Origin of the sequence: Halomonas salsilacus, from assembly GCF_051216275.1 — a bacterium.
Classification (GTDB): domain Bacteria; phylum Pseudomonadota; class Gammaproteobacteria; order Pseudomonadales; family Halomonadaceae; genus Halomonas.
The window spans coordinates 189,511-209,312 of record NZ_JBPKAQ010000003.1 but is presented as its reverse complement, the minus strand read 5'-3'; the positions used below and the strand labels follow the sequence as shown (position 1 = coordinate 209,312).

General features: G+C 68.6%; 15 protein-coding genes and 1 other RNA gene. 14 read left to right on the top strand and 2 right to left on the bottom strand.

The genetic code is table 11. The features are described from left to right. Window positions 1-20 precede the first annotated feature (20 nt). An RNA gene (ffs, locus tag ACR80S_RS06490) (signal recognition particle sRNA small type) lies at window positions 21-117 on the top strand. 241 nt (window positions 118-358) lie between these two features. On the opposite strand, the gene ACR80S_RS06485 is transcribed toward ffs, so the two are convergent. Continuing rightward, window positions 359-1,321 (bottom strand): DNA-binding protein, encoded by a 963-nt coding sequence (locus ACR80S_RS06485; RefSeq protein ID WP_435401941.1) that lies wholly within the window; start codon window positions 1,319-1,321, stop codon window positions 359-361. A 226-nt stretch (window positions 1,322-1,547) separates the two neighbouring features. Between ACR80S_RS06485 and dnaX the strand changes: the two genes are divergently transcribed. From dnaX to ACR80S_RS06455, 6 genes are all read left to right on the top strand, one after another. Further along, on the top strand, window positions 1,548-3,539 hold the full coding sequence (gene dnaX, locus ACR80S_RS06480; RefSeq protein ID WP_435402859.1) for a DNA polymerase III subunit gamma/tau: 1,992 nt from the start codon (window positions 1,548-1,550) through the stop codon (window positions 3,537-3,539). A 126-nt stretch (window positions 3,540-3,665) separates the two neighbouring features. Then, window positions 3,666-3,992: a YbaB/EbfC family nucleoid-associated protein gene (locus tag ACR80S_RS06475; RefSeq protein ID WP_435402858.1), complete on the top strand. Its 327-nt coding sequence runs from the start codon at window positions 3,666-3,668 to the stop codon at window positions 3,990-3,992. Continuing rightward, on the top strand, window positions 3,992-4,597 hold the full coding sequence (recR, locus tag ACR80S_RS06470; protein ID WP_435401944.1) for a recombination mediator RecR: 606 nt from the start codon (window positions 3,992-3,994) through the stop codon (window positions 4,595-4,597). Before ACR80S_RS06475 ends, recR begins: the two co-directional genes overlap by 1 nt. Window positions 4,598-4,651: 54 nt before the next feature. Continuing rightward, window positions 4,652-5,779: a ribonuclease D gene (gene rnd / locus ACR80S_RS06465; protein ID WP_435402857.1), complete on the top strand. Its 1,128-nt coding sequence runs from the start codon at window positions 4,652-4,654 to the stop codon at window positions 5,777-5,779. Further along, a complete protein-coding gene (locus ACR80S_RS06460; protein WP_435401946.1) occupies window positions 5,776-6,087 on the top strand; it encodes a YcgL domain-containing protein in 312 nt (103 codons plus the stop codon). Before rnd ends, ACR80S_RS06460 begins: the two co-directional genes overlap by 4 nt. Window positions 6,088-6,176: 89 nt before the next feature. Continuing rightward, a complete protein-coding gene (locus tag ACR80S_RS06455) occupies window positions 6,177-6,623 on the top strand; it encodes a YcgN family cysteine cluster protein (RefSeq protein WP_435401947.1) in 447 nt (148 codons plus the stop codon). Window positions 6,624-6,642: 19 nt separating this feature from the next. Here the strand turns inward: ACR80S_RS06455 and ACR80S_RS06450 are convergent, their stop codons facing one another. After that, entirely contained in the window at window positions 6,643-8,733 is a 2,091-nt protein-coding gene (locus tag ACR80S_RS06450) for a S9 family peptidase (protein WP_435401948.1), read from the bottom strand. Window positions 8,734-8,778: 45 nt separating this feature from the next. Here ACR80S_RS06450 and ACR80S_RS06445 point away from each other — a divergent pair, with 45 nt between their 5' ends. From ACR80S_RS06445 to ACR80S_RS06415, 7 genes are all read left to right on the top strand, one after another. Then, window positions 8,779-9,213 (top strand): hypothetical protein, encoded by a 435-nt coding sequence (locus ACR80S_RS06445; protein ID WP_435402856.1) that lies wholly within the window; start codon window positions 8,779-8,781, stop codon window positions 9,211-9,213. 54 nt (window positions 9,214-9,267) lie between these two features. After that, the gene (locus tag ACR80S_RS06440; protein WP_435402855.1) at window positions 9,268-10,887 is read left to right on the top strand and encodes a vWA domain-containing protein; all 1,620 of its coding nucleotides are present in this window, start codon (window positions 9,268-9,270) and stop codon (window positions 10,885-10,887) included. Continuing rightward, on the top strand, window positions 10,880-11,677 hold the full coding sequence (locus ACR80S_RS06435) for a class II glutamine amidotransferase (RefSeq protein WP_435401951.1): 798 nt from the start codon (window positions 10,880-10,882) through the stop codon (window positions 11,675-11,677). Before ACR80S_RS06440 ends, ACR80S_RS06435 begins: the two co-directional genes overlap by 8 nt. A 195-nt stretch (window positions 11,678-11,872) precedes the next feature. Further along, window positions 11,873-13,561 (top strand): AMP-binding protein, encoded by a 1,689-nt coding sequence (locus ACR80S_RS06430; RefSeq protein ID WP_435401952.1) that lies wholly within the window; start codon window positions 11,873-11,875, stop codon window positions 13,559-13,561. 142 nt (window positions 13,562-13,703) lie between these two features. Continuing rightward, the gene (gene hrpA / locus ACR80S_RS06425; protein WP_435402854.1) at window positions 13,704-17,759 is read left to right on the top strand and encodes an ATP-dependent RNA helicase HrpA; all 4,056 of its coding nucleotides are present in this window, start codon (window positions 13,704-13,706) and stop codon (window positions 17,757-17,759) included. A gap of 66 nt (window positions 17,760-17,825) precedes the next feature. Next, window positions 17,826-18,947: a beta-ketoacyl-ACP synthase III gene (locus ACR80S_RS06420; protein ID WP_435401954.1), complete on the top strand. Its 1,122-nt coding sequence runs from the start codon at window positions 17,826-17,828 to the stop codon at window positions 18,945-18,947. Window positions 18,948-19,002: 55 nt separating this feature from the next. Next, window positions 19,003-19,794, top strand: coding sequence for an MlaA family lipoprotein (locus ACR80S_RS06415; protein ID WP_435401955.1), 792 nt, complete (start codon window positions 19,003-19,005; stop codon window positions 19,792-19,794). Window positions 19,795-19,802 lie beyond the last annotated feature (8 nt).

Sequence of the window (19,802 nt, the reverse complement as noted above, 5' to 3'; positions counted from 1 at the left end):
ACGTCGCGCTGTGGTGGCCCCGTCGGTCCTCCCGCAATGCCAAGCCGCAAACCCCGCCAGGCCCGGAAGGGAGCAACGGTAGCGGTGGCCGCGTGTGCCGGGATGTGGCTGTCGGGGCCGCCTCCTTTTCTGGCCTGTCTTCCTTGGTTCTACTGCCCCTGCGTATCGCCTTCTTTGATTGCCGACCCGCGTGGCATGGCGGCATTCAACTCCGCTCGCAGCAGGTCCACATGCCCTCCTTCCTTCCGATGCTGCCCGGAGGGGTCGTGCCCTGACCGAACGGCACGACGGTGACCTTTGACTTCCTTCGAGAGCTCAGAACGGGTGACCTGCTGCTGGCGGGACTTCGCGAGCGCGGCTAGTCGCGCACACCCGTGGGGCGCACGCCGCGCTGGCGTTGCTGAACCTGCATGGCGTCCAGGCGTGACTTGAGGGCGGCCTGGGTCGCCTGCAGGGCCTCGGCGCGAATCTCGGCCTTGGAGGCCCTCTGTGTCGCTTCCTGGGCCTGCTTCTGGGCCTCTTGTCGTGCCCGCTCCAGGGCATCCACGCGTTGCTTCTGCTCGCTGCGCATCTCGGCGATCTCCTGGCGCTGACGGGCGCGTTCGGCCTGCAGCTCCTTGTGCAGCACGGCCTGTTGTTCGGCCTTCTCGCGCACCTGAGCCAGCACGCTGTCGCGCTGGGTCTCGGCCACCGCCTGGCTGCGCTCCGACTTGACGCGTTCGGCATCGGCATCCCGCGCCTGCCGCTCGGCGGCCAGCCGGGCCTGTACGTTCTCCTCGAGTTGCTCGCGCAGCATCTCCACCTGCTGACGGGTCTGCAGCAGCGCCTCGCGATGGGTGCGTGCCTCGCGCTGTTCGATCTCAAGGCTCTCGCGCAGCTCGTTGAGACCCGCCTGCAGCTCATCGTGACGGGCGATGGCCTGCTCGGCGGCGCTCTCCGCGGCGGCCAGTCGAGTCGCTCGCTCGGCGAGGCGCTGTTCCATCGCCTCGCCCAGCTCGGCCAGGCTGGCGGCGTCGCAACGGGCCTCCTCGGCCAGCCGCTCCCCCCGAGACAGGGCGGCGCTGGCGTGTTGCTCAATCTCCTCCTCCAGCGCAGCGATGAGGGCCTGCGGCAGCCGGGGAGCGGGGGGAGACGGCGCAGGGCGCGCGGCGCGCCAGGCGCTCAGGTGGCGCTGGATACGGTTGGGCGAGCCTGCGCCCAGGTGCTCGCAGACCCGCGCCAGAGTAGGCTCGGCGCCGCGCCCCTCGAGGTTCTCTGCGGCGGCGACGACCTGCTCAAAGGAAATCCCCGCCGTGGGCGGTGCGGAAGGCTGTCGGCTCATGGTCTCATCCCTGTTCGAGGCGCGCTGAGTGTCATTCCGGCCGAGATTACCACAGCCGGAGGGCGGCGCAGAGGTCGAGGTGGTTCACAGGGCGCTGGGGCCTCGTGGCTTTCCGCGGCGGTCCCCAGTCGCTAGAATGAATGACTGTGTCGGGCTTCGGGCGCCGATCCATCTCCGGGCGTCGGCCCCTCGCCGACATCCGACCACCGCAAGGATTCCGCGCTGCATGAGCTATCAGGTTCTGGCCCGCAAGTGGCGGCCGCGTACCTTTCATGAACTGGTGGGCCAGGAGCATGTCCAGCGTGCGCTGGTGAACGCCCTGGACCAGGGGCGGCTGCACCACGCTTACCTGTTCACCGGTACCCGTGGGGTGGGCAAGACCACTCTGGCGCGGATCCTGGCCAAGTGCCTCAACTGCACGACCGGCGGGCAGGGCGACGAGGGCATCACCTCGACCCCCTGCGGCGAGTGCCCCAGCTGCGTGGCCATCGACGAGGGGCGCTTCGTCGACCTGATCGAGGTGGACGCCGCCTCGCGCACCAAGGTGGAGGATACCCGCGAGCTGCTCGACAACGTGCAATACGCGCCGACCCAAGGCCGCTACAAGGTGTATCTCATCGATGAGGTGCACATGCTCTCTACCAGCAGCTTCAACGCGCTGCTCAAGACCCTGGAAGAGCCGCCGCCCCACGTGAAATTTCTGCTGGCCACCACCGACCCGCAGAAGCTGCCGGCCACGGTGCTGTCGCGCTGCCTGCAGTTCACCCTCAAGCACATGCCGCCGGAGCGCATCGTCGGCCATCTGGCCAAGGTGCTCGAGGCCGAGGCGGTGCCCTTCGAAGAGAGCGCCCTGTGGCTGCTGGGCCGCGCCGCCGAGGGCTCCATGCGCGACGCCATGAGCCTTGCCGATCAAGCCATTGCCTTCGGGCAGGGCCGCGTGGAGCACGCCGACGTGGCCGCCATGCTTGGCACCCTCGACCAGCGCCACGTGCTGGCGCTGGTCGAGGCCCTGGCAGAGGTGGATGCCGCCCGGGTGCTGGTTGAGCTGGCGGCGCTGGCCGAGCGCGCCCCCGACTTCGCCTCCGTGCTCGACGAACTCACGTCGGTATTGCATCGCCTGGCCATTGCCCAGATGGTGCCCGACGCCCTGGACAACGGCCACGGCGATCGCGAGGCGTTGCTTGCGCTTGCGACGCACTTCACCGCCGAGGACGTGCAGCTCTACTACCAGATCGGTATCCAGGGCCGCGGCGACATGGAGCATGCGCCTGACCTGCGCACGGCGCTGGAAATGACCCTGCTACGCATGCTGGCCTTCCGCCCCCAGGGCGTGCCGAAGCCGGCCAGCACGCCGCTGCCGCTGCGCGGTTCAGGGCAGGCTGGGCAGACTCCGCCCTCGTCCAGTGCGCCCCACGCCGCTCCGGGCGCTTCCGGCGCTCCCGCGGCGACTCCCTCCCAGGGCCTGTCGCCAGACGCGCCGTCCGCTGCCGTGGAGGTTTCGTCCGCGCCTTTCCAGGAGCCTGAGCCACGCCCCAAGGACGAGATTACGCCCAGGCCTGACCCGTTGGCAGAGGGCCCTGCACCGGAGCCGCCGCCCTGGGAGGCCCTGCCCGAGCCCGCATCCATGTCCGGGCCGCTATCAGAGCCTCGCCTTGTGGTGCCGGCAGAACCCCCGGTGCCCGCCGAGCCCTGGATCGCAGATGCCGAGCCCGAGCCGATGGCAGAACCCCGGGCCGAGGTGCCCGAAGTCGACCTGCCCGCATCCGCCGAAGCATCTTCCGCCGCCTCGGCGCCGGCCCCCAGCAGGGAGGGCCTCTTCGGCCATGCCGAGTGGCTGGCCTGCTTCGAGTCGCTGGGTCTGGGCGGGCTGACCCGCAACCTGGCGGCCAACTGCGTGGTGGAGCAGGACGACGGCGAGGTGCTGAGGATGCGCCTGGACCCGTCGCTCTCCGCCATGCGGGCCGATATCCATCTCGAGCGTATGCGCGATGCCATGGCGACACAGGGCATCGTGCGGCGCCTGGTGGTGGAGGAGGGAGCCCTGCCCGAGGAGGTCGAGACCCCACGCCAGCAGGCCGAGCGGCTGGCGGCCGAGCGTCACGCCCAGGCCGTTGCCGCGCTGCAGCGCGATCCCAATATCCAGAAGCTCCAGCAGGCCTTCGGGGCACGGCTGGTCGAATCCACGGTCAAGCCCGCCGACGCCGGGGCGACTTCCTGACGGCGGGGTGCCTGAACGGCACGTATTGCTGAACGGCAGCAGTGCCGCGGCGTCATAGTCACACGCATCAGCGCCATACCGATTCACGAATCGTCAAACCTAACGACACAACAGAGAGGACTCACCATGTTCAAGGGTGGAATGGGCAATATCATGAAGCAGGCCCAGGAGATGCAGGAAAAGATGCAGCAGGTCCAGGAGGAGGTCGCTCGCGCCGAGGTACACGGCGAGGCGGGTGCGGGCATGGTCAAGGTGACCATGAACGGCCGCCACGACGTCAGCAAGGTCGACATCGACCCCAGTGTCATGGAGGAGGACAAGGAACTGCTCGAGGATCTGCTGGCCGCCGCGGTGAACGACGCGGTGCGCAAGGTGGAGGCCAACTCCAAGGCCAAGATGGAGGAGGTCACCGCCGGGATGAACCTGCCGCCGGGCTTCAAGATGCCGTTCTGATGAGCTTCTCCCCCCTCGTCGAGAAACTGATGGAGTCGCTGCGAGTGCTGCCCGGCGTCGGGCCCAAGACCGCCCAGCGCATGGCCATGCACCTGCTCGAGCGCGACCGTGACGGCGGCCGGCGTCTCGCCGCGGTGCTCGACGAGGCCATCGAGCGGGTCGGCTACTGCCGTCGCTGCCGGACCCTCACCGAGGAAGACGTGTGCAGACTGTGCGAGAGCGCGCGGCGTGACGACGCCCTGCTCTGCGTGGTCGAGTCTCCCGCCGACCAGCTGGCCATCGAGGAGGCCGGCGGCTTTCGCGGGCGCTACTTCGTGCTCCACGGGCACCTTTCCCCCCTGGATGGCATCGGCCCCGAGGACATCGGCCTCGACCAGCTCGAGGCGCGGGTGGCCGAGGGTGGCATCGAAGAGATGATCCTTGCCACCAACCCGACCGTGGAGGGTGAGGCCACCGCCCACTACATCGCCGCCCAGTTTGCCCCTCACAGAGTGCGCCTGTCGCGCCTCGCCTATGGCGTGCCCATGGGGGGCGAACTCGAATACGTGGATGGCGGCACCCTGAGCCGCGCCTTCAATGGCCGCCTGCCATTCCGGGGCGACTGAGCCCCCGTGTTCAGGTATCCCGACCCTGATGATTCCCGACCTGCCGGAAGCCCCATGCCCCTGACCCCCGAAATACGCTGGATCGATACCCCCGAGGCCCTGGACGCCGCTTGTGCAGAGGTGGCCGGTGCCGAAGTCATCGCCCTGGACACCGAGTTCTTCCGCGAGAACACCTTCCACCCGGTGCCGGCGTTGATCCAGTTCTCCACCGGCGGCCCGGCCTGGCTGGTCGACCCCCAGGCGGTGGCCTGCACCGACGCCTTCCGTCGGCTACTGGCCGAGGGACCGCTGAAGCTGGTCCACGCGGCCAGTGAGGACCTCGAGGTCTTCGCCGGCTGGGCCGGCGTCACTCCGTCGCCGCTGGTGGATACCCAGCTGGCCCAGGGCCTGCTGGGCGAGACCCCGTCCATGGGCTACCAGAAGCTGGTGGAGCACTGGACCGGCCACACCCTGCCCAAGGACGAGACCCGCTCCGACTGGCTCAAGCGTCCGCTCTCCGAGACACAGCAGGCCTATGCGGCCTTGGACGTGATCTACCTGATCGAGGTGTGGCAGCAGCAGTGCCAGTCCCTTCAGCTCCACGGTCGGTTGGCCTGGCTGGAGGCGGACTGCGCCGAGCTGGTGGCCCAGGCGGGGCGCAACGGCGAGTCCGACGCCCAATGGTACCTGCGCCACCGCCAGCTGTGGCGTCTGACGCCGCGACAGATCGAGGCCTACCGTCGCCTGACCACCTGGCGAGAGGGGGAGACCCGGGCGCGCAACCTGCCGCGGGGCTGGCTGGTTCATGACCGCGTGCTCTACGCCATCGCTGAGGCGCTCCCGGAGAACCGCTTCGAGCTGGCCCGTATCGAGGACGTCAAGCCGAGCCTGATCAAGCGCGATGGCGATAGCCTGCTGGCGCTGGTGGCCGAGGCGCGTCATCTGGACGACGCCGAGCTGCCGCCGGCGCTGCCGTCGCCCATGGCGCCGGAGTTCAAGCGCGTTCTCAAGGCGCTGAAGAAGGTGGTCAACGACGAGGCCGAGGCCCAGGGTCTGGCCCCGGAGGTGCTGCTGCGTCGCCGCGACCTGGAGGCCCTGGTCACCGCCTACCTGGAAGACGAGCACCTGCCGCTGCCCTCGGGTTGGCGCGGTGAGCAACTGAATGCGGGCCTGGTGAAGGCCCTGGAGGAACAGCCTCGATGAGCGACGACCGGATGCGCGGCGACAAGCTGCTGTGCGAGGTGTTCAAGAGCTCCCGCATGGAGGAGATGTATCTCTACGTGGACAAGCGCGAGGGGCTCACCCGGGTGCCCGAGCCGCTGCTCGAGCGCTTCGGCAAGCCACTGCCGGCGATGACCCTGATCCTTTCCCCCGAGAAGCGGATGGGCCGCGCCCAGGCCGCCGACGTGATGGCAGCGATCCGCGAGAAGGGCTTCTACCTGCAGATGCCCCCCGCCAAGGAGGAGTACCTGCTCGACCTTTACCGCACCCCCACCGAGGCGCGCTACTAGCTCCGCGCGGCTTCGGGCGCGATAATCCAGTATCGCGCCCGACGCTTGCGCAAGCCGTTAATCGCGCCTTACAACGTGGAGGAGACATCATGCGAGAGCGATTCTGGGAGCACTATCCCCTCGATGAGCTCACCGCCGAGGAGTGGGAGGCGCTCTGCGACGGCTGCGGTCAGTGCTGTCTGCTCAAGTTCCAGGACGACGAGACCGGCGAGCTGGCGGTGCTCAATCTGGCCTGCGAACTGCTGGATATCCACAGCTGCCGCTGCAGCGATTACGAGAACCGGCTCTCCCGGGTGCCGGATTGCACCCGACTCACCCCGGCGCTGGTCGACCAGTTTCGCTGGCTGCCCAAGTCCTGCGCCTATCGCCGGGTGGCGGAGGGGCGCAAGCTGGCCCGCTGGCATCCGCTGCTCTCCGGCGACCCGGAGCGGGTTCACCGCAAGGGCACCAGCGTGCGCAGCTTCGCCGTGACGAGCCGCGGGGTGCCCGAGGAGCAGTACGAGGACCATATCATCGCGGTCATTCCCATCGATTGATGGGGGTGACTGATGGAAGCTATGCCTTGCGGTGTTCCACCCCTAGCGCCCAGAGGAGATAGGCGTCCTGCCGGGCGCCGTCGTGCCACGCCTTGAAGCGCCCCGAGGCGCCGCCGTGGCCGGCGGCCATGTCGGTGCGCAGCAGCACGGGCCCGCGTGCGGTACCCAGCTCCGTCAGCCGCGCGTAAAGCTTGGCCGGCTCCCAGTAGGGCACCCGGGTGTCGTGCCAGCTGCCCTGCAGGAACATGGTCGGGTAGGGGGCCGCGACCAGGTTGTCCAACGGCGAGTAGGCGCGGATGCGCTTGCGGGTATCGGGCTCGTCTGGGTTGCCCCACTCGGTGTACTCCGCGGTGGTCAGCGGCAGGTCGGGGTTCTCCATGGTGCGCAGCACGTCTACGAAGGGCACGTCGAGCACCGCCGCACAGAACGCCTCCGGCGACAGGTTGAGGCTGGCGCCCACCAGCAGGCCGCCGGCGCTGGCGCCATAGGCGGCGATCCGCTCGCCGTCGCTGATGCCGTGCTCCACCAGGCAGTCCCTGGCGGCGAGGAAGTCGCGAAAACTGTTGGCCTTGTGCGCCAGCTTGCCGGCCAGGTACCAGGGCTCGCCGCGGTCGCCGCCGCCGCGCACATGGGCCACGGCGAAGGCCACGCCGCGGGCCAGCAGCTCCAGGCGCGCCACCGAGAACCAGGGGTCGAGCACCTCGCCGTAGGCGCCGTAGCCGTAGAGCAGCGTCGGCAGCGGGTGGCCGATCAGGTCGGCCCGCATCACTACCGAGACGGGGATGCGCTCACCGTCGTGGGAGGTCGCCCAGAGCCGCTCGCAGGCCAGCGCATCGGGGGCGAGGTCACCATGGATCGGCTGCTGCTTGAGCAGGGTGCGCTCGCCGCTGTCCAGGTCGTGTTCAATCCAGCTCACCGGCAGCACGAAGGACTCCTCGTGCAGGCGCAGGCGGCGCTGGTCGAAGTGGGGCGCATCGCCCAGCGCCAGGCTGCAGGGCGTCTCCGGCAACGGCAGGCGCTCGTCACGGGTCATGGCGTGGGCGTGATCGAATTCGATCACCCTCAGTCGAACCTGTGCCTCCTCATGGTCGCGTTCAGTGATCACCAGGCCCCAGGCGAAGGCGTCGACCCCCTCCAGGGTGTCCTCGTCGCGATGGGGGATCAGCGGCTGCCACCGGTCGGCGTCGGCGGCCTCCTCGAGGCGAACTTCCTCGATCATATCCAGGCGGAAGTGGGTCGCGTCGCGATTGTGCAGCAGGTAGAAGTGGCCCGGGCGATGATCGAGCGAGAGCTCAACGCCGCTCTCCCGGGGGCGGAAGCAGCGGGGGGCGGTGGCCGGCGCCCGGGCCGGGATCAGGTAGCTCTCGCTGGTATCCTTGGAGGCGCTCTCCAGCACCAGCCACTCCCGGGAGCGGGTCTTGCCGAGCCCCAGCCAGAACTCCGGGTCCTCCTCGCGCAGCACCAGGTCGGGCTCCCCCGCCACCCCCTCGTTGAGCGTCAGGCGCCAGATGCTCTCGGGGCGCTGGGTGGCGTCATAGCGGGTGAAGAACAGGGTGGTGTTGTCCTCGGCCCAGGTGAGCTCAGGACCGATGCCCTCCAGCAGGCGTACCGGCTCCCCATCGGGGAGTCGAGCCAGGAAGAGGTCGAACATCTCGTTGCCGCGGGTATCCTCGCTCCAGGCCAGCCAGCGTTCGTCCGGCGAGAGGGCCATGTCGCCGAGTTCCAGAAAGTCGTGATCGGTGGCCCGGGCCTCGAGATTCAGGAAGGGCGCGGCACGGTCCGGCTTGCCGTTGGGATGACGCCACCACACCGGATAGTCGGCCTCGGCGGCGGTCTCGCTCCAGTAGGTGTAGTGGTCCAGCGGAGTGCGCAGGCCGTGGACGGCCAGCTCGCGGCGCGCCAGGTGGCCGTGGTAGAGGCGTTCCACCAGGTCGTCCAGGGGGGCAAACCATGTGGAGAACTCGGCGTTGGCCGCCTCGAGAAAGGTCGTGACCTCCGGGTCCTCGCGGTTCTCCAGCCAGTGCCACTCCGGGTCTTCCGGGCGGCGGAAACGGGCGACCGGCGAGGCGGATACCCGGCGGTCGGGGCGATGCGGCGGCTGTGCTTTCATGGTGGGAGATGTACCATACTCATGACAGTGAAGAGAGAGGTGGCAATGCCAATTACCGATTCGATGACCCTACTATGGCTGGTCTATGGCGTCCTGTCGCTGGTGGTGCTGCTCACCGGCTACCTGGGCCTGGCCTTCCTGCCGCGGCTGCTGCGGCTACCAATCACCTGGCTGGTGGCCGGCGTGATGTGGGTGCCGACGCGCTTCCGGATGCCGCTACTGGAGGAGGGGGAATTCTACACCGGCCTGGCCCCAGCGGTGGTGGTGGCCCTGGTGGGCTTCCTCGAGCGCGACAGCGGCCTATTGCTGCCGGCGCTGCTGTTGACCGCGGCCGGTGCGGCGGCCGGTGTGGCCTTCGGGCTGCTGCTGGCCTGGCGCGGCCGCAGGCGCGACGACTACGTCGACATGGATGACAACGAGGACGACGCTCCTCCCGCCCGACGTGGCGGTGGTGGGCGTCGGGAGCCGGTCATCGTCTGATCGACAGCCGATTGCCGGCCACACAGCAGCCGATAATTGGCTAAGGAGCCGGGAATGGCCGGGTCGTGGATGACGGAGTCATGGAAGGTCAGCCCGAGAGGGCGGGGGCTGACCTGCCTGCTGCTCGCGAGCCTGCTCTGGCTCGCGGCCGGTTCTGGTGTGGCGCAACCGGTCGAGGAGAACCCGGACGTGCGGGTGATCATCGATGTCTCCGGCAGCATGCGCGGCAACGATCCCGACCAGCTCGCCGCCAGTGCCCTGGAGCTGCTGGCCGCGCTACTGCCCGAGGGCACCCCGGCCGGTGTCTGGACCTTCGGAGAGCGCGTCGACAACCCGCTGCCCCTCGACGAGGTGGACGACGGTTGGCGAGAACGTGCCATGGCCCTGCGGCCTGCCCTGGTGGAGTACCAGCAGTACACGGACATCGAGGCAGCCGTGCGCGAGGCCGCCGAGGCCACGGCCAACGGCTGGCGCCACCTGGTGCTGCTGACCGATGGCATGATCGACCTGTCGCCGGCGAGAGGCGCCAAGCCGGCAGTGGACGCGGCCTCTCGGCGTACCCTGCTCGAGGAGATCGCCCCGGCGCTGGCCCAGCGTGGCGTGGTGGTGCATGCCATCGCCTTCTCCGATGCGGCGGATCTGGTCCTGGTGGAGCGCCTCTCCCGGATGACCGGCGGCCTGCCAGTCAGGGTCCACTCGCCAGAGAGCCTGCTCGGCGCCTTCGTCGATATCGTCGAACGCATCTTCCCCGCCGATAGGGTGCCCCTGGCCGAGGGTCGCTTCTCTATCGAGCCCGGCGTCGAGACCTTCTCGGCGCTGCTCTTTCATACGCCCGACGCCGCTCCCCTGGCCCTTGTCGCCCCGGACGGCACTCGCTATGACGCCCAGAGCGCGCCGCCGGGCGCGCGCTGGCAGGTGGAGCCGCGCTTCGATCTGCTGAGGGTGCCCGACCCCGCCCCCGGGGAGTGGCGCCTGGAGGGGGCGTTCGCCGACGATAGCCGCATCGGAGTGCGTGGCGCGGTGAGCCTGCAGCTCGCACCACTGCCGGCGGTGATTCACCCGGGGCTGGTATTGCCGCTGGAGGCCTGGCTGGCCCGAAGCGGGGAGCCCTGGCAGGAGGCGCCGGAGGATCTCGCCATCGGCGCTGCCCTGCTCGACGGTGAGGATACACCGCATGTGGAGGTACAACTGGAGCGCCAGAGTGAGCGCTTCGTCGGTGAGTTGACGGTGCCGGAGCTCTCCGGCGCCGCCCGCCTGCGACTGCATGCCGAGGGGCAGGGGATCGTTCGCCAGCGCTACCTGGCGGTCAATGTGCAGTCGCTTTTGAGCCTCATGGACGACGCCGAAGAGGGCCTAGGGCTTGGCGGGGAAGCGGGTCTGCGCCCGCTGGGCGAGCGCTTCCACGAGGACCTCGCCACCGGCCGCGAGGGAGAGGCGGTGCCCGACAGCGCCGCCGACCGTTTCATCGCGTTCATCAGTGATCTGCCGGCTCAGGCCGCCGCTATGTGGCGGAAAGGCCGGCCCTGGCTCGAGCGCCGTGGCGCGGCCTTTGCCGCCGACCCGCGCCAGTGGGCGGTGGCGGGACTGGTCGTTCTGACGCTTCTGAGTCTGCTGGCATGGCGGCATCGACGCCGGCCGCGCAGGAACGTCCACCGGGAGGAACCCCATGTGTGAGCTTCTGGGCATGAGCGCCAACGTGCCCACCGATATCTGCTTCAGCTTCACCGGCTTCCTGCATCGCGGGGGCGGTACAGGGCCCCATCGCGACGGCTGGGGCATCGCCTTCTACGAGGAGGGCGGCTACCGGGACTTCCGCGACCCCCACCCCTCGGTGCATTCGCCTATCGCGCGACTGATCACCGACTATCCGATCAAGTCGAATATTGTCATCAGCCATATTCGCCAGGCCAACGTGGGTCAGGTGCGCCTGGCCAATACCCATCCCTTCGTGCGCGAGATGTGGGGCAGCCCCTGGTGCTATGCCCATAACGGCCAGCTCGAGGATTGGCAGGGCCTGCCGCTCAGCTTCTACCGCCCGGTCGGCGACACCGACAGCGAGCACGCCTTCTGCTGGCTGCTGGGCGAGCTGCGCCGCTGCTTTCCCCAGCGCCCGGAGAACGACGCGGCGCGCCAGGGATTGTGGCGGCTGCTTCACCAGCTCTGCGAGCGCCTGCGCGGACTCGGAGTGTTCAATCTGCTGCTGGCCGATGGCGACTATCTCTACACCTTCTGCTCCACCAAGCTGGCCCACATCACCCGGCGCGCCCCCTTTGGCCGGGCGAGCCTGTCGGATGCCGAGCTCACCGTGAATTTCGCCGAGCACACTACGACCCATGACATCGTCTCGGTGATCGCCACCGAACCCCTCACCGACAACGAGGCCTGGGAGCGCATGGCCCCGGGGGAGCTCTTGGTATGGCGCGATGGCGTGATCCAGGCGCGCTTTGGCCGCCGTCAAGCGTGAAATCGGCCGGTTGGCCTTCGCGGTCATCGTGGCACAGGCTGTCAGTAAAGGAGCCCGGCATCAGGGCACAGCCACACCGTTTTCAAGCTGTCGTTTCAATCGGCCGTTTTACAGCCTGAGCCGGTCGGTTTAAGGTAGGGTCCCGGGACAACAACAAGCGTCGATGACCCATCGGCGACACTGTGGAGACACGTGATGAGTGAGCATGCCAACGCCCCGATCCTGTCCGGCCCCGAGCTCAAGGGGATGGATGAGTACGATTCGGTCAACGATGTCTTCCATGCGGCGGTCAAGCGCTATGCCGACAAACCGGCCTTCAGCTGCATGGGGCAGACGCTGACCTTCGCCGACCTGGATCGCCTCTCCGGCGACTTCGCCGCCTGGCTCCAGCACGACACGACGCTGCAGCCGGGCGATCGCATCGCCATCCAGCTGCCCAACGTGCTGCAGTTTCCGGTGGCGGTGTTCGGCGCCATGCGCGCCGGCATGGTGGTGGTCAACACCAACCCGCTCTACACCGAGCGGGAGATGGCCCACCAGTTCAAGGATTCCGGGGCCAAGGCCATCGTGATCCTGGCCAACATGGCCGACAAGCTCGAGAAAATCCTCGATCGCACCGATATTCATCACGTACTGGTGACCGAGCTCGGCGACCTGCACGGCTTCCCCAAGCGGCCGCTGATCAACCTGGTGGTCAAGTACGTCAAGAAGATGGTGCCGTCCTTCCACCTGCCCGGCCATACCCCCTTCCGCCGCGCGCTCAAGGAGGGCGCGGGGCGCCAGCACCGCGAGGTGGAGCGCGAGCTTGACGACATCGCCGCGCTGCAGTACACCGGCGGTACCACGGGCCTGGCCAAGGGCACCATGCTGACCCACCGCAACCTGGTGGCAAACATGCTGCAGGCGGGGCAGGCCATCGGCAAGGGACTGACCAACGGCGAGGAGGTGGTGATAGCGCCGCTGCCCGTGTACCACATCTATACATTCACGGTGAACTGTCTGTTCCTGATGGAGACCGGCAACCACTCCATCCTGATCACCAACCCCCGCGACCTGCCCAACTTCGTCAAGGAGCTCAAGGGGCTCAAGTTCACCGCCTTCATCGGCCTGAATACCCTGTTCAATGCCCTCTGCAATCGCGAGGACTTCCGCGCCCTGGACTTCTCGAAGCTGCACCTGACCATCTCCGGCGGCATGGCGCTGACCCGGTCTGCCGCGGAGCGCTGGAAGGGGGTCACCGGCTGCGAGATCGCCGAGGGCTACGGGCTCACCGAGACCTCTCCGGTGGTCAGCTTCAACCCGGTGGATGCCATCCAGCTCGGTACCATCGGCAAGCCGGTGGCCGGTACCCGGGTCAAGGTGGTGGACGCCGATGGCAACGACCTGCCCTTCGGCGAGCCCGGCGAGCTCTGCGTGCAGGGGCCCCAGGTGATGAAGGGCTATTGGAACCGCGACGACGAGACCGTCAAGGTGATGGATGACGACGGCTGGTTCCACACCGGCGATATCGCGGTGCTCCAGGAAGACGGCTACATCCGCATCGTGGACCGCAAGAAGGACATGATCCTGGTCTCGGGTTTCAACGTGTATCCCAACGAGGTGGAGGACGTCGTCGCCACCCATCCGGGGGTGCTGGAGTCCGCCGCGGTGGGCGTGGACGACGAGACCAGCGGCGAGGCGATCAAGCTGTTCGTCGTGCCCCGAGGTGATGATCTCGACCCCGAGGAGCTGCGGGCCTGGTGCAAGAAGGAGCTGACCGGCTACAAGGTACCCAAGTACGTGGAACTGCGCGACGAATTACCCAAGACCAACGTGGGCAAAGTGCTGCGCCGCCAGCTACGTGACGAGGAGCGCGAGAAGGTCAAGGGGAAGACCGATGCCTGATAGCCGATGCCTTATCGGGCGATAGTCAGCCTTAATGGTCCGGATTAGGCGCCGCCAAGGCGGCGGCGTTACAATGCTCTGCCCGTATCGGTTCGCCGCTACGGGCAGTTTTTCCTTGTCGCCCTCCACCCACGGAGCCACCGTGTCCGATGTGACCACCGACCCTTCACCCACCACCATCCAGACCGATGCCGACCGCCTCGGCGCCCTGCGCCAGGCGCTCGACAGCGTGCTGCTGCGCGACCGTGCGACGCTCGACAAGCGCCTGCACGGCCTGGCGCGACGGATGAAGGAGGGCAAGCCGGTGGATCGCGGGCTGAACGAGGTGGCCCAGGTCATGGCGCGCTCCCGGGAGATGGTCGACCGTCGGGCGCAGCGTCCGGTGACGCTCAACTATCCCCCCGAGCTGCCCGTGGCGGAGCGCCGCGAGGAGATCCTCGCCGCCCTGCGTGACCACCAGGTGGTGGTGGTGGCGGGCGAGACCGGCTCCGGCAAGACCACCCAGCTGCCCAAGATCTGCCTGGAACTGGGCCTGGGGCGCCGCGGGTTGATCGGCCACACCCAGCCGCGGCGGCTCGCGGCGCGCTCGGTGGCCACGCGGCTGGCCGAGGAACTCGAGACGCCGCTGGGCGAGCAGGTCGGCTACCAGGTCCGCTTCACCGACCAGAGCAGCGACCACACCCTGGTCAAGCTCATGACCGATGGCATCCTGCTGGCCGAGACCCGCCACGATCCCGAACTGCGCCGCTACGAGGCGATCATCATCGATGAAGCCCACGAACGTAGCCTCAACATCGATTTCCTGCTGGGCTACCTCAAGCGGCTGCTGCCGCGCCGCCCCGACCTCAAGGTGATCATCACCTCGGCCACCATCGACGTTGCGCGCTTCGCCGCCCACTTCGCCGAGCCCGACAGTGGCGATGCGGCCGGCCGGCCGGCGCCGGTGGTGGAGGTCTCCGGGCGCACCTACCCGGTGGAACTGCACTATCGCCCGCTGGTGCGCGAGGCCGAGGACGAGGAGGACCGCACCCTGCAGGAGGGCATCCTGCATGCGGTGGAGGAGGTCGAGCGGATCGAGCGCGAGAAGCGCTGGTTCCACGGCCCCCGCGACATCCTGGTGTTCCTGCCCGGCGAGCGGGAGATCCGCGAGACCGCCGACACCCTGCGCCGGGCCGACCTGCGCGGCACCGAGATCCTGCCGCTCTACGCGCGGCTCTCCAATACCGAGCAGAACCGGGTCTTCGCCCCCCACGCCGGGCGGCGCATCGTGCTGGCCACCAACGTGGCCGAGACTTCGCTCACCGTGCCGGGCATCCGCTACGTGATCGACCCGGGCCTGGTGCGCATCAGCCGCTACAGCTACCGCACCAAGATTCAGCGTCTGCCGGTGGAACCAGTCAGCCAGGCCAGCGCCAACCAGCGCATGGGCCGCTGCGGCCGGGTGGCCGAAGGGGTCTGCATCCGCCTCTATGACGAGGAGGATTTCCTCGCCCGGCCCTCCTTCACCGACCCCGAGATCCGCCGCACCAACCTGGCCTCGGTCATCCTCTCCATGCTGTCGCTCAGGCTCGGCGACATCGAGGCCTTCCCCTTCGTCGACCCGCCCGATTCGCGCTTCGTCACCGACGGTTTCCGGCTGCTCTTCGAACTGGGTGCGGTGGACGAGCAGGGCGGCATCAGCCCCATCGGCCGCAAGCTGGCCCGCCTGCCCATCGACCCGCGCCTGGCGCGCATGGTGCTGGCTGGCGCCGAGCAGGGAGGCCTGCGCGAGGTGCTGATCGTGGTGGCCGGCCTGGCGGTCCAGGATCCCCGGGATCGTCCGGCGGAGAAGCGCCAGGCCGCCGACCAGGCCCATCGCCGCTGGCAGGACCCGGACTCCGACTTCGTGGCGCTGCTCAACCTCTGGGACGGCGTCGAGGCGGCCCGCGAGGCGCTCTCCGGCAACCAGCTGAGGCGCTGGTGCAAGGAGCGCTACATCAACTACCTGCGCGTGCGCGAGTGGCATGACACCTTCCGCCAACTGCGCCAGCTGCTGCGCGACATGGAGATCGAGGTGCCGCCCCCGGCCCCGCGGCCCGCCCTCGATGGCGCCGCGACAGAGGGCGGCGAGGGCAAGGACGAGGACGAGCAGCGCGCCCAGGCCCGGCACCAAAGCGCCGTTACCCTGCACCGGGCGCTGCTGCCGGGGCTGCTCTCCCACTTGGGCACCCTCACCGAGAACCGCGAGTACCTTGGCGCGCGCAACCGCAAGTTCGTGATCCATCCCGGCTCGGGGCTGGCGAAGAAGTCCCCCAGGTGGCTGATGGCCTTCGAGCTGGTGGAGACCACCAAGCTGTTCGCCCGCACCGTCGCGAAGATCGACCCCCAGTGGATCGAGCCGTTGGCCGGCCACCTGGTCAAGCGCAACCACGCCGACCCCCACTGGGAGATGAAGCGCGCCCAGGTGGTGGCCAAGGAGCAGGTCACTCTGTTCGGCCTGCCCATCGTCAGCGGCCGCCGTGTGCACTACGGGCCCATTGCGCCGGCCGAGGCCCGCGAGCTGTTTATCCGCCGGGCCCTGGTCGAGGGGGAGTTTCGCACCCGCGGCGACTTCTTCGCCCACAACCGGGCGCTGATCGAGGAGGTCGAGGACCTGGAGGACCGCGCCCGGCGCCGCGATATCCTGGTGGACGAGGAGACGCTGTACGCCTTCTATGACGAGCGCCTCCCCGAGGGCATCCACAACGGCAAGGGCTTCGAGGCGTGGCGTAAGGCCGCCGAGTCCGAGAACCCCGCGGTGCTCAAGTTCGACCGCGCCGCCCTGCTGGCCCGGGAGGCCAGCGAGATCACCCAGGCCGATTATCCTGACGAGCTCGCCCTGAACGGCGTACGCTACCCGCTCGCCTACCACTTCGAACCCGGCGCGGTCGACGATGGCGTGACCCTCACCGTGCCCGCCGCCATGCTGCCCCAACTGCCCCTGGCGCGCCTCGAGTGGCTGGTGCCAGGCCTGCTGCGCGAGAAGTGCATCGCGCTGATGAAGTCGCTGCCCAAGGTGTTGCGCCGCCAGGTGGTACCGATCCCCGATTGGGTGGATGCCGCCCTGGAGGCGATCGTCCCCGATGACCTGCCCCTCACCGAGGCGCTGGGTGAGTTCCTGCGCCGCAAGACCGGCGTGCGCGTCCACCCCGACGACTGGCACCTGGACCAGCTCGAGCCCCATCTGGTGATGAACCTCAAGGTGGTGGACCACGAAGGCCACGTGCTGGGCCAGGGGCGCGACGTTCGCGAGTTGGAGCGCCGCTTCGAGGCCGCGGCGGGGCAGGGGGCCCGGTCGCTGGCCGCCGAGGTGCGCCTGGAGGCGCCGGTGGAGGGTCTGCCGGGGGAGGCACTGCCCGAGTCCCGGGTCACCACCCAGGCTGGCATTCGCGTCGAGGCCTTCCCGGCGCTGGTGCCGGAGGGTGAGGCCTTCCGGGTCGAGCTCTTCGACCATCCCGACAAGGCCCGCGAGGCCCATCGCGAGGGGATCGTGCGCCTGGCCATGCGCCGTCTGCCCGATCAGGTGCGCGAGATCGAGCGCCTCAAGGGGCTCGGCACCTGCGGGCTGCTGTTCGCCAAGGTGGGCAGCAAGCGCCAGCTGACCGATGACGTGGTGGGGGCGGTATTTACCCGGGTGGTGGCCGCGGATCCGCTGCCGCGCTCGGCCGCGGAGTTCGAGGCTTGTCTGGCCGCGACCCGGGGTGAGCTCCTGCCCCGGGCCGAGGCCCTGGTGGGGACCCTGGAGGCCGCCCTCAAGGGCCATCTGGCGGTCACCAAGGCGTTGAAGGGCAAGCTGAACCTGGCCCTGGCGCTGGTATACAGTGATCTCAAGGTCCAGATGGCGCGCCTGGTACACCCCGGCTTCGTGAGCGAGGCGGGCGAGTGGCTCGAGGAGTACCCGCGCTACATGGAGGCGGCCCAGATCCGCCTGGAGAAGGCGCCCCGCGAGCGCCTGCGCGACCAGATGCACCTGCAGGAGATCCAGGCCCTCGAGTCGCGCCTCGAGACCCGCCTCCAGAGCGAGCGGCGCGGCGGCATGGCGCCGCCGGCGCTGGTCGAATTCCGCTGGTGGATCGAGGAGCTGCGCGTCTCGCTCTTCGCCCAGCAGTTGGGTACCCGATTTGCGGTCTCCCCCAAGCGGCTCGAGAAGCGCTGGGCGGAGATCACCGGGCGCGCCTGAGCCCCGTATGAACAGCGGCCGCCGCGAGCGGCCTGGGCGGCTTTGGCCGCGACAAGGGAGAGATCCATGACCAACGTCGTGATCACCGGCACAGGCCTTTTCACGCCGGAGAACACCATCGACAACGATGCCCTGGTGGCTTCGTTCAATGCCTGGGTGGACGCCGAGAACGCGCGCCACGCCGAGGCGATTGCCGCGGGCGAGCGTGAGCCCCTGGCGCACTCCAGCAGCGAGTTCATCGTCAAGGCGTCGGGCATCCATAGTCGCCATGTGCTCGATGCGACCGGCATTCTGGACCCCGAGCGCATGCGCCCGCGTCTGCGCGAGCGCAGCAACGACGAGCCCTCCCTCCAGGGCGAGATGGGCAACGCCGCGGCCCGCCAGGCCCTGGAGCATGCCGGCGTGGCTGCCGCCGATATCGATCTCGTCATCGTTGGGTGCTCCAACCTGGAGCGCCCCTACCCGGCGGTGGCAGTGGAACTCCAGGCCCTGCTCGGTGCCGGCGGCTACGCCTTCGACATGAACGTGGCCTGCAGCTCGGCCACCTTCGCCATCGAGACCGCCGCCAACGCCATCCGTGCCGGGAACGCGACCCGTGCGCTGGTGGTCAATCCGGAGATCTGCTCGGCGCACCTCAATTTCCGGGACCGTGACAGCCACTTCATCTTCGGCGATGCCTGCACCGCCATCGTGCTGGAGCGCGATGACCTGGCCAGCGCCCAGGCGCGCTTCGAGATCCTCGGCACCCGGCTGGTGACCCGCTTCTCCAACGCCATTCGCAACAATGCCGGCTTTCTCAATCGGGTGACGGATTCGGACCCCCAGGCGCTGGACAAGCTGTTCGTCCAGGAGGGGCGGCGGGTGTTCAAGGAGGTCTGCCCCCTGGTGGCGGCGCTGATCAGCGGCCACCTGGCGAGCCTCGACCATAGCGGTGATGACCTGGCGAGGATGTGGCTGCACCAGGCCAATCGCCACATGAACGACCTGATCGCCCGGCGCGTGCTGGGCCGCGACCCCAGCGAGCAGGAGGCGCCGGTGATTCTCGATCGCTACGCCAACACCAGCTCGGCGGGCTCGATCATCGCCTTCCATCTGCACCGCGACGACCTGGCGCCGGGGGCGCTGGGGGTGATCTGCTCCTTCGGAGCGGGCTACAGCGCCGGCAGCGTGGTGGTTAGGCGTGTCTGACACCCCGGAAATAACTGGCAGTACAACTCGCAGAACAAGCCGCAGGGAGAGAACGATGATGGCCAGCAGGAAGGTAACGTGGGGCAAGGCGGTGGCGGGTCTGCTTGCGGTGGGTCTGCTGGCGGGTTGCGCCAGCACGGCGGCGGTGGAGGAACGGCATCCCGACGATCCCTGGGAGGGCTTCAATCGGCGCGTCTTCGTCTTCAACGATGCCGTGGATCGCGCGGTGCTGAAGCCGACCGCCCGGGGCTATCGGGCGGTGACGCCGCAGCCGGTGCAGACCGGCGTGGGCAACTTCTTCTCCAACCTGGGCGAGCCACGCACGGCGCTCAACAGCTTGCTGCAGGGTAAGCCGGGCAACGCCGGCATCGCCGTCTCGCGCTTCTTGATCAACACCACGGTGGGCATCGGCGGCCTGTGGGACTTCGCCACCCACATGGAGATCACCGGCCGCGACGAGGACTTCGGCCAGACCCTGGCGGTCTGGGGGTGGGGGGAGTCGCGCTACCTGGTACTGCCCCTGCTGGGGCCGAGCACCGTGCGCGATACTGGCGGTCTACCCGCCGATGCGGTGACCTATCCCCTCTATTATCTCGACGACGCCGAGCTCGAGCTCGCCCTGACGGCGCTGAGGATCGTGGACATGCGTGCCGGGCTGCTCGACCAGGAGGAGCTGATCAGCGGCGATCGCTACAGCTTCATCCGCGACGCCTGGCTGCAGCGTCGACGCTTCGAGATCAGTGACGGTGAGATGGGCGATGATCCCTTCGCCGCGGATGACTTCGATTTCGACTTCGATGATACCGATTTCGACGACGCCGACTCCGACGACGCCTTCTCAGACTGAGGCCCCTT